9 protein-coding genes and 1 pseudogene are annotated in these 10,291 nt (G+C 36.4%); 2 read left to right on the top strand and 8 right to left on the bottom strand.

Annotated elements, in window-relative coordinates; all coding sequences use genetic code 11:
- Positions 1-75: 75 nt before the first annotated feature.
- The 3 genes from dgt to B371_RS0104595 form a co-directional block, all read right to left on the bottom strand.
- On the bottom strand, positions 76-789 hold the full coding sequence (gene dgt / locus B371_RS21295; RefSeq protein ID WP_019413134.1) for a dGTP triphosphohydrolase: 714 nt from the start codon (positions 787-789) through the stop codon (positions 76-78).
- Between the two features lie 558 nt (positions 790-1,347).
- Positions 1,348-1,764: a hypothetical protein gene (locus B371_RS0104600; protein ID WP_019413133.1), complete on the bottom strand. Its 417-nt coding sequence runs from the start codon at positions 1,762-1,764 to the stop codon at positions 1,348-1,350.
- 73 nt (positions 1,765-1,837) lie between these two features.
- A complete protein-coding gene (locus B371_RS0104595) occupies positions 1,838-2,470 on the bottom strand; it encodes a tetratricopeptide repeat protein (protein WP_019413132.1) in 633 nt (210 codons plus the stop codon).
- Positions 2,471-3,043: 573 nt separating this feature from the next.
- Here B371_RS0104595 and B371_RS0104585 point away from each other — a divergent pair.
- A complete protein-coding gene (locus tag B371_RS0104585) occupies positions 3,044-3,310 on the top strand; it encodes a helix-turn-helix domain-containing protein (RefSeq protein WP_019413130.1) in 267 nt (88 codons plus the stop codon).
- Between the two features lie 3 nt (positions 3,311-3,313).
- A complete protein-coding gene (locus tag B371_RS21290; protein WP_157185144.1) occupies positions 3,314-3,985 on the top strand; it encodes an IS30 family transposase in 672 nt (223 codons plus the stop codon).
- An 873-nt stretch (positions 3,986-4,858) separates the two neighbouring features.
- On the opposite strand, the gene B371_RS0104575 is transcribed toward B371_RS21290, so the two are convergent.
- From B371_RS0104575 to B371_RS23855, 5 genes and pseudogenes are all read right to left on the bottom strand, one after another.
- The gene (locus tag B371_RS0104575) at positions 4,859-5,509 is read right to left on the bottom strand and encodes a bifunctional 4-hydroxy-2-oxoglutarate aldolase/2-dehydro-3-deoxy-phosphogluconate aldolase (RefSeq protein WP_019413128.1); all 651 of its coding nucleotides are present in this window, start codon (positions 5,507-5,509) and stop codon (positions 4,859-4,861) included.
- A 19-nt stretch (positions 5,510-5,528) separates the two neighbouring features.
- On the bottom strand, positions 5,529-6,494 hold the full coding sequence (locus B371_RS0104570) for a sugar kinase (RefSeq protein ID WP_019413127.1): 966 nt from the start codon (positions 6,492-6,494) through the stop codon (positions 5,529-5,531).
- 388 nt (positions 6,495-6,882) lie between these two features.
- Positions 6,883-7,779: a phosphogluconate dehydrogenase (NAD(+)-dependent, decarboxylating) gene (gnd, locus tag B371_RS0104565; protein WP_019413126.1), complete on the bottom strand. Its 897-nt coding sequence runs from the start codon at positions 7,777-7,779 to the stop codon at positions 6,883-6,885.
- A 1,104-nt stretch (positions 7,780-8,883) separates the two neighbouring features.
- Positions 8,884-9,924, bottom strand: coding sequence for a reverse transcriptase domain-containing protein (locus B371_RS21285; RefSeq protein ID WP_019413125.1), 1,041 nt, complete (start codon positions 9,922-9,924; stop codon positions 8,884-8,886).
- Between the two features lie 107 nt (positions 9,925-10,031).
- A pseudogene (locus tag B371_RS23855) lies at positions 10,032-10,291 on the bottom strand (hypothetical protein); the annotation flags it as partial.

The raw sequence follows: 10,291 nt of genomic DNA, 5'->3' as shown, positions 1-10,291 counted from the left end.
CATAGATAAACCTCCCGTATTGATGATTTTTTTGACAATTTAATCATACACGGTTTATCTGTGGTTTTTCATCTTTTAAGCTGTTGCATTTAATTTTACAACTAGCCTTTTTTTTTCAATCGACATAAAACTTTTTTTTTCATCCGCTGTAAAGTCTTTTATTAGCCACTCGAACACATCAATATCCTCAGAATATACACTAGATTTAGGAGGTTTAAAATCATTACTTTCATGATAAACATTTGGATTTTCTACGTCTGTTATAACCGCCGGATACTTAACAATTGAAAGTAAGGAACCTCTTGTTAAATTTAGCCCATTATCCTTACCTTCTAATCTTGTTAGAATTCTAAATGTCTGTGCATTACCTTCAAATCCAAGGCCATGCGCTCGCATTTTCTTATGGAGGGACCTTTCACCCTTATGACCAAATGGAGGATGCCCGAGATCATGAGCTAATGAAGCAGTCTCAATTAAAGAAGTATCTAACTGACCATCTTTCATTAATTTTTTATAATTATTATTTAATAATATACATATACCTCTTGCAATTTGGGCTACTTCCATTGAATGCGTCAGTCTAGTACGGTGGAAATCCCCTTCTTCAATTCCGATAACTTGAGTTTTACCCTGAAGTCTTCTAAAAGCCGCGGAATGTATCACCCTACCATAATCCCTCTCAAAATCATCCCTAATAGATTCTCTCTCTTTTTGTGCAGACGTTGTTCGATATCTTTCAATATCACTTGGCAAATATAAAACATTCGAACTTAAGCGATTTAAAATCAATGTTAATACCTCCAATTAAAATATTTGTATAAATGATTTATGCGACAATCTGTTAATTAATATATTACTCATTGAAGATATCTACCTAAATCATGGTGATTTTCTTTAAAAAACTTGTAACAATGTTCCCATGACTTGAACCGACGGTTGTCAACTCACCCCTAAATTATGTATTTATATCTATGTATTCGACAATGTTATCAAATTTACCTTTATTTTCCTTGGGAGAGTAATATATAAATTAGTGAATCGAATATTAAAAATCTCTTTTCATATATATGTAGCTTTTATCAAATTGAAAGTTTATCTGGTTCTAGGGGATGTCATCCACTGGGGTTAGTGCATAATGACTATTCCGGTTCTTGTGTATGATACAGAAGAAACCACCAATCAGGTTACAGTAGATTGGTGGTTTCTTATTTTATACATTTTAGTGAATAATCATTTCCTGGGACACAAATTATGAACGACTTATTAAAAATATCATGTAATTCAGACACTATTTGATCTACGTTCATGATATAACCAACTCTATATTTCAATTATTGAACAAAGATATTACCTACTTGGCTGACTTTTAAAGCCTGATTGAGCGACAAATTCTTTAACATATATGAGAATGTCATTTAATGTTTCTGTTTGTTCTGTCAAAAACGCATCTTTCAAGAATAAAATTAGCTGATCATGACCTTTACCATTATTTGATACTGTATAACGATACCCTGTAAGTAGTTTCCGTGGAGGTGTAATTGATAGGCCTGTGTTATCAATAAACCTTTTCTCCGATAGCGAACCCGGTTTTAAGTCAAACACCAATCTGACATAGTTCTCTTTCGTATCTATTTGCCCCCACTTTATACCGTGACGATTATAAAGAACAAACCCTTCCCCCTTTTTCGCTGTAGTTTTCGTCGTACACCCTTCTTCGCTTTCCATAATTTGTTTAAGAATTTTCAAAAACTCAGTACGATTCAAAATTACACTCCCTCACTTTTAATTAGCCTAGATGAATGACATTTATCTAATTCTTTTTACTACTATTCCAAATTTATTTCACGTAATACACCAAATACTCTTCTACAATCCCTCTAGACAATGTATCGTGACAATTTGATAAATCTTGAATACTAATCCCTTCAGCTGGCAAATCAAATATTCCTGTGTCCAATTCATTTGCTTCTTGAAGAGCTTTCTTAGCAATTTGCGCAGCACAATAACCGATGAACAGTCTTGCTTTTATCACTTGATCTTGGGCTAGTGGCAAGTTTGATTTATCTCTGCTTTGGTTGTCCAAAGCTCTTTGGAAATAGTCAATTGCTTTTAACCAGTGACGATTCGAGTAATGTAGGAAGGCATAACGATAATACGCATCTGGATTTTCCCGATCAAGCTGAATAATCTGGCTGTAGGTGTCTAAAGCTGCTTGCGGATTCCGGGACTTTCCAGTTTTCGCATATAGAGCCGTTTCCATTATTTCACCAATATAGTCATCCTTTTCTTTGTCACTTGCCGTGTCCAGTTTGATTTTCAAATTCATTAGTTTATTACGTACCTGCGTTTTCTTCTGTTGTAAATGGCTGTTTGCGGGATCTTCTTCTACCTCTTCCATTTCCTTTAGTTTCAGTTCGAGTTCATTTACTCTTTCCAAACTAGAGTTGGAGGCTCTTCTTTGATTCTTCATTTTTCACACCTCTTATTATGTATAAGTCTTTTATACGTATATGGATTACATTTAGCAGGTATGATTTTTCCCGCTAGAATTTACGGTATTTTTCTTTCTGCCCCTGGGACGCGAATTACTATGTTTATCTTCGTCTACTTTTTAAACAAAGTATTTCCGGAAACATTCCACCTGTGACATTGGTTCAGTTGTTATATTCTTCGAGAAGAACATTATATTACAAACACACCAATCAACCACAACACTCCAATACTATCTGTATTAATTTGGATGTGCTACTCTTAATTAAATAAGATAGAGTATTCAATTTAGGAGGAAAATAAGTGAATACTATACAAATCAATGATTTTAGCTTTAACTTTATTTGTGGTATAACACCAAAGAAAAATTCTCATGATGAAATTCAAACTTTATATCCTCAAAACAAGTTTGTTTGTTTCTGTCCCTGGGACTGCTTTCTAAATAAATTCTTTATGTATTTGTAGATTATCATTTAAAGTCGAACGGTTGATAAAAAAATAGCTCATTAGGGTACACAGTAGTTAACGCTAATCAACTAAAGGAGTGTCCCTAATGAGCTACCATCATATCGTATCACAGGAACGCATATTTATCGAAGCTTACATACTGGATGGCAAGTCTCTTTCCTACATTGCTAGACAGTTAAATCGAAGTAAAAGCACCATCAATTATGAGCTAGCTCGCGTTGCACCTTATACTGCTATTGTGGCACAGCTTGATTATGAGACCAAGCGAGATAACTGTGGTTGTAAACGTACTTTGTATCATGAAGCAATCGAACATATTCTCACTCATTTAAAATTGGGCTGGTCCCCTTAAAGCATTGTAAAACGCTATCGTAAAATTCATGGGAAACCCTTTACTATTAGTGTTTCAACCATCTATCGCTATGCTGCTCTTGGTCTGTTTAATTTATCGCAAAAGTTGTTCATTCGTAAGGGGAAAAAGCTTAAAAACAATGAATTAGAAACACGGGGGAAAATGCCTCAATTAAAAGAAATTCATACCCGTTATGCACCCCGGAATCAAGTAGGACACTGGGAAGTGGATACAATCATTGGCAAGGCTCATAAGAGTCAGATTCTGACCCCAACAGAGCGCACAAGTAGATTCACAATTATTCAAAAATTGCCCACAAAATCGGCTGCTGCGGCATCTCAAGCTATCATTTCGTTGTTGAAAAACCTTCCTAAGAAAATGGTGAAATCCATCACTGCTGACAGAGGAAAGGAATTTCATCAATGGATTAAGGTGGAAAAGGCTTTAGAAATACCTCTCTACTTCGCTGATCCTGGTGCCCCTGGTCAACGTGGAACCAATGAAAATACGAACGACCGAATCAGGAGAACCTATCCAAAAGGAACGGATTTCAGTAAGATGACCCAGAATGAAATAATCGAATTTCTCTTGAATTTCAATCAAATACCAAGAAAAGTGCTTAACTACAACACAGCTTTTGAGATATTCATGGACTATTTACCGTGTTCGACTTGAGTTGACAATTTACAATTAAATAATCCCTTTACAGTAAAAATGAATTTCTTAACATCCCCCAACTCGCTAAATAGAATGCCAGGTGTAAACATGGATGCTCCACAACTTTTGGTTTATCTAAATCATGGTGATTCTCTTTAAAAAACTGGTAACAATGTTCCCAGGACTCATCACTTCACCCCTAAATTATGTATTTATATCTTAGTATTCGACACTGTTATAGGATTTACCTTTATTTACCTTAGGGGAATAAAGGGGATCATTAAATTTCCCTATTCTGTTGGACATAATGAACGAGAAAACAGCTGAAGATAATTGTTTGAATCCCCGGGACACTATTTAAAATTGGAATTTTCTTTAAGTCCTTTATTTAAAAGCCTTGCTGGAGTCGAAACTAATCAAAGAAATTTAATGCTACTAATAAAACCGCCTTGGGAGATGAAAGAAGAGACTGGAATATTTTACATAAAATAAACGTCCGAAGATGAAATTTTGGACGTTGTTAGGTTTACTATATAGTTTTAAGTGAAAACCTGACGGTCGCCAGTAAAAGGTGCCACCCATGGTCGATTTTGGGATCAAATTGAGGAATAAATAAAAATAGTTGATAAAATTAATGTTTTTTTGACTAAATATCCCCTTAAATTGCTGTGGGTGGCACCACTAAATTTATGGAAATTCATAAAAATGAGATTTTATGAGGTATCAATTTAATCAAATTCATTTCCTGCAGCTTCAAGTAAAGTTATTCTGTATTTTTAGTGAATAAACTGATTAGTTTTTTACCAGTCACTAGCGTTGCATAGCAGTTAATGTAACTCCCTTTTGGATGCCTTGATTTCAGCTTTAATTCAGCGCTTGTCCTTTGGCAGTCTAATTCTTGCTTCTGGCATTTTGGATTCTTCTGATAAACTCTTTTGACGTCTCTGTTAGCACTTCATAGCGTTCTTCAGCAACCGCTTTACTGTCCACTAATGAACCTCCTACACCAACAGCCACAGCCCCATTCTTGATGAATGTTTCAACATTGTCGATGCTGACACCGCCAGTAGGCATCATTGGAATATGCCCAAGTGGACCTTGTAAATCTTTAATATAGTCTTCACCAAGAGCTGCCCCTGGGAATATCTTCAGCAAATCAGCTCCTGCAGAGTATGCTTGAACGATTTCCGTCGGTGTCATGACTCCCGGAATAGAAATCTTGCCGTAACGGTTGGTCATTTGAATGGTTTCGATATCGAAGCTCGGACAGAATATGAAATCTGATCCAGCATCAATTGCACTTTTTGCTGAAACAGCATCTAATACAGTACCTGCACCAACAAGCACTCGCTCATTGAATTTTTCTTTTAATTCTTTAATCATTTCCAATGCGCCTGGAGTATCAAGTGTGATTTCAAGAGCTCCTGTTCCACCTTCAACAAGGGCTTCAGCAATATAATGAATCTGTGATTTTTTTGGTCTACGAATAACAGCGATAAGTCCCGATTCTTTAAGGCGAATTAAATTTTCCCATTTCATCATGTTTGATCTCCCCTCTGATTTAGCGTTTTACGTCTCTTGCATCACCAGCTGGTCTCATAAATTGTTCCACAGCAGCGAATGTCGGTAAACCTTCAACATCACCAATAACTCCAACTACTATTGCTCCAACGGCATTTGCTCGTCTGACCACGGTAGATAGCGGTTCTTGTCGTAATATCCCACTGATGATTCCCGCTGCAAATCCGTCTCCTGCACCAACTGGGTCGACAATCTGTTTAACAGGAAAGCCTTCAATATATGCCTTCTCGTTTTTCGTATGCAAGTAAGCACCATTATTGCCAAGCTTGATGATAATGGTTTTATCTGAGTCACCCATCAAAGTCTCTGCCACTTCTTTCACGTCTGTCTTCCCGGTCATTAATTGACCTTCATCAAGTCCTGGGAGGATGACATCAGAGCTGATAGCAATCTCGTTGAATACTTGTTTCGCTCTTTCAGCTGTCCAAAGTTTCAATCGCAGATTAGGATCAAATACTATCATCGTGCTGTTTTGTTTTGCAATCTCAATCGCACGCATCACAGTTTGATAACACGTTTCACTTAATGCTGGTGTGATACCGCTGATATGTAGGATTTTTGCCTGTGCGATGTACTTTTCATCCAAATCTTCAGGTACCATCAAACTTGCCGCAGAATTCTTACGGTAATAATATACATTCATATCTTCCGGAGACAATTGCTCTTTGAATATAAGTCCTGTCGGTGCTTTATCCGTATACAGGCAAGAAGAAGTGTCGACCCCTTCCCCTCGTACATATTTTTGAATGTAACGACCGAACGGGTCATCACCAAGTTTACTAAACCATCCTACAGAATGGCCTAGTCTGCTTAATCCAATTGCCACGTTCGATTCTGCACCACCAATGCGTTTTGGAAATTGGTGCACATATTCGAGAGACATCATTTGTTCCGGTTGAAATAGGATCATAGTCTCTCCAAAAGTAAACACATCTAAATTTTTCATCAAATCCAACCTTTTTATTTATAGTCCTTATACACTAAATCAAAGGAATAGTAATACAAGTTTAGGAATAAACGTTATGAACAACAATGTCACCCTTACACATGATTTCACCAGCAAGGATAAAAAAATGGAACCGACACTAATGAAAATGAGTCTAGAGAAGTAATTAATTCCTTCGCTAAAACTCCACTGGCAGTGTACCCGAGTACAATATGGTAACTAGTGTAGAAAAAGTTCAATAACTGTGATGCAATATCATAAAATAACATCTACTTTAATGTGTCGATTTTTTTCACTTCATAGCTATTACTTTATAAACCTCTTTAATTGCATCATATACCAACATTGCTACTACGAAAATATTTAAATCTACTTTTGATTTCTAAAATTATTTTTTTACAACCTCATGGCCACCGAATTCATTGCGAAGTGCAGCAACTACTTTGCCAGTAAAGGTATTTTCCTCCAAAGAACGGTAACGCATCAGGAGTGACATCGTGATAACCGGTGCCGGAACTTGCAAATTCATTGCTGTTTCGACGGACCATTTCCCACTTCCGGAAGAATGCATGATTCCTTTGATCTCATTCAATTTGGGGTCCTTGGAGAAGGCACTTTCAATTAGTTCCATTAACCAAGAACGAATAACAGAACCATTGTTCCAAACTTTCGCTACTGCTTCCAAGTCATAGTCAAATTCACTTTTTTCAAGAATTTCAAATCCTTCAGCCATGGCCTGCATCATTCCATACTCGATACCATTGTGTATCATTTTTAGGAAGTGACCACTACCAAGTTCCCCGGTATACATGTAACCATTTTCAACCGAGATATCTTTAAGTGCTGGTTCAACGATTTTGAATGCTTCCGGATTTCCCCCAATCATGATACACAATCCATCTTTGGCAGCTTCGACCCCACCGCTTGTTCCGCAGTCAAGAAAATGTATCCCATATTCCATTAATTCTCTTCCAAACTGCATGGACTCAAGATAGTTGGAATTTCCACCATCAATGATAATATCACCTTTATCTAACATCAGTTTCAATGTATTGATAACGCTTCCAGTAATCTCGCCATGAGGTACTTGTAATATACAAACACGTGGTGTTTCTAAATTTTGAACAACTTCTTCCAAAGTAATCGCACCAATAGCACCCTCTGCAACAATTTTTTCTATTTGTATTACGTTTGAATCATGGGCTACTACTTCATGACCATGTTCCAATAAGTTCAGCGCTAGGTTATAGCCCATTTTGCCAAGACCAATCATGGCTAACTTCATTTTGTGACCTCTTTCTTTGCTCTCTAAAATCTCAAGAAATTTTTACACCAAGACTCTACTAGAATTACATTTCATGAAATTTTATAGTTCATCTTAAGTTAGTAAAAAGTAAGCTCAAATTATTCAACAGTAACTAGTGAGCATAACGCGCTTGACTTAGATTCAATTTAGAAACTGTTGTGTTCCACATAGTAGAACTCTGTTCCATAAATTATATTATATATTTGTAAAAAACTAATTTCAATAGTTTTTCAAATTATTAGATAATTAAATTTTGAACAAGTATTAAATATTTTCCAAAGTGAGAAAAGGAACTTATGATAATTAAGAAGTTTGTTTGATGATCTATGTTCAGAAACATCTGCAAACAAGAAAAAGATGTGTACGAGGTCGAATGTCCAATCAGTAGAACGGGCGTTAAATCTTTTGGTAACGTTGTCAGAATACCCTGATTGAATTCAAATCACCCGATTGGCTGAAAAAGTGAACTTACTCAAAAGTAACTGTACACCGACTTTTGGCAACGCTAATTAATATGCATTATGTCATTAAAGACCAAGAGTAAAAAAAATATAAATTAGGATATCGTTTGCTCTTCTTGTCCCACAATATCTTAAATAATATTGATATCATATCTATCGCAAAACTTTTAGTTATAAAAGTATTTTATCAATTAATTTCTATTAATCCTCTGATTCGATTAGTTATGTTATCTAAATTCAATCTGGGTGGTACCTATCGTTGAAGAACATCTTGTTTTCACTCAAAACTATATGGAAATTCAAAAGCGGATGACTTGAACGATTTGAGTTGCCTTGACCCGTCTTCAAATTGGTTATTACGCTAAATTCGGTCTTGATGAATATGACTATGCTCTCTAATTGAACAAGAAGTGGCTCACCTCAAGGAAAGGTGCCACTTTTTCATGTCTTTACTCAGTAAAACGGAATTATCTGGTCTTAATAGGGTATTAAAAACGGAAGACTAGATCATGAGGTCCTTATAATAAAGTAGGGAAACCATTTTCATGGCTTCCCCCTTATCAAACCGCACGTGCCCTATTTAGGCATACGGCTTACCAATATGTTACAAAACTCAAGAGTGTTATGCATTCCAGGCATTACGCATTTTCTGAAGGCTTAGAGAAGTAAAAAGCTCTACGCCTTTTTCTTTTGCACGGCGTTTCTTTAATTCGTATTTTCGTTTTGCATTATTTTTCTTATCCCTCGCGAAATCTTCAAGTGTCATGTCATAGGCTTTGTTTAGATAAAGCCATAAACTCGGAACTAATTTGAGCGAAATGAAGAACTCATTGTTCCATTTATAACGCATCTTGTACTCTTTGATTTGACTTGGATGTTCATGAATGAAAGCCACCCGAAGTCGCCTACGAATATATCCATCTAAAGAATCTAAAATCCTCCGGATTTTCCTCGTCACACAGTGACTTTTCTGACCAAGTTCCGTATTTTCCTGAATAGCTTGGACTACAAGAGAATAATAATTTACCTTTCCTCTTATAATAGGATTTACACGGTTAATCCATTCCTCTTTGTCGAGAGTTAGTATCTTGGGTGTCTTCCGCTTGATTTTGAGACGAAAATCTTTAATGGATTCTTCCTTTGGCAATACAAAGAATACAGATTTCCCTTTCTCGTTCAATTGCCAATGCTGAAAAGTAAAGCCTAGGAAATCAAAGTCTTCCTTTTTGAAATCCACTACTCTAGTCTTTCCTTCCGCAATTTCTAATCCTAATTCTGCTAACTTAGTTTTAGTAATTGTAATGGCACGTTGAATGTCTTCTTTACTTTTTGCGAAAATAAGAAAATCATCTGCATAACGTACGAACCGCAATCCGTGTAAGTCAAGTTCCCAATCAAGTTCATTCAAATAAACATTAGCAAGTAACGGCGAAATGACACCACCTTGCGGTGTTCCAGATTCAATATCAAGGACTTTCCCGTCTTCCATGTATCCAGAATGGAGAAATTGTTCAATCAGACAAAGTGCTGTTCTATCGGAAACGAACTTCTTCAATACCTTCATCAAACTTTTATGCGGAATATTGTCAAAGAAACCTTTAATATCCGCATCGTAAATAATTATATCCCGATTCAATATTCCAAAGGATAATTTGCAAGGCACGCTTTACCCCTCGATTCGGACGATAACCAACCGACCAATTATGGAAGAGCCTTTCTTCAAACTTCGGCTGGAGAATGTCGACCAGACTTTGTTGAACAATGCGGTCTTCAATGGTCGGGATTCCAAGCGGTCTCTTTTTTTCCATCCTTTTTAGGAATGTACACACGTCTGACGGGACTTGATTTGTATTCTTTTCTTCTTAAACTATCAAGTAGGTCAAAGATATTTGTTTCGAGATTTGCCTCGTAACTTTCAATCGTCTCACCATCGACTCCACCTGCACCTTTATTCGCCTTCACTTGCTTGAAACTTGCGGTTAGTTTTCGGTCAAATAGTAATTGACCATACCAAGCGTGTTGATTATGAA

It is taken from the genome of Paenisporosarcina sp. TG20 (assembly GCF_000286315.1).
GTDB lineage: Bacteria > Bacillota > Bacilli > Bacillales_A > Planococcaceae > Paenisporosarcina.
This window is presented reverse-complemented; position numbering and strand designations above follow the sequence as displayed.

Bases quoted from the DNA above. Each gene is read 5' to 3' on its own strand.
- B371_RS0104570 (WP_019413127.1), bottom strand. From the start codon at position 6,494: ATGAAAAATTTAGATGTGTTTACTTTTGGAGAGACTATGATCCTATTT.
- gnd (WP_019413126.1), bottom strand. From the start codon at position 7,779: ATGAAGTTAGCCATGATTGGTCTTGGCAAAATGGGCTATAACCTAGCG.
- B371_RS0104585 (WP_019413130.1), top strand. From the start codon at position 3,044: ATGAGCTACCATCATATCGTATCACAGGAACGCATATTTATCGAAGCT.
- B371_RS0104595 (WP_019413132.1), bottom strand. From the start codon at position 2,470: ATGAAGAATCAAAGAAGAGCCTCCAACTCTAGTTTGGAAAGAGTAAAT.
- B371_RS0104575 (WP_019413128.1), bottom strand. From the start codon at position 5,509: ATGATGAAATGGGAAAATTTAATTCGCCTTAAAGAATCGGGACTTATC.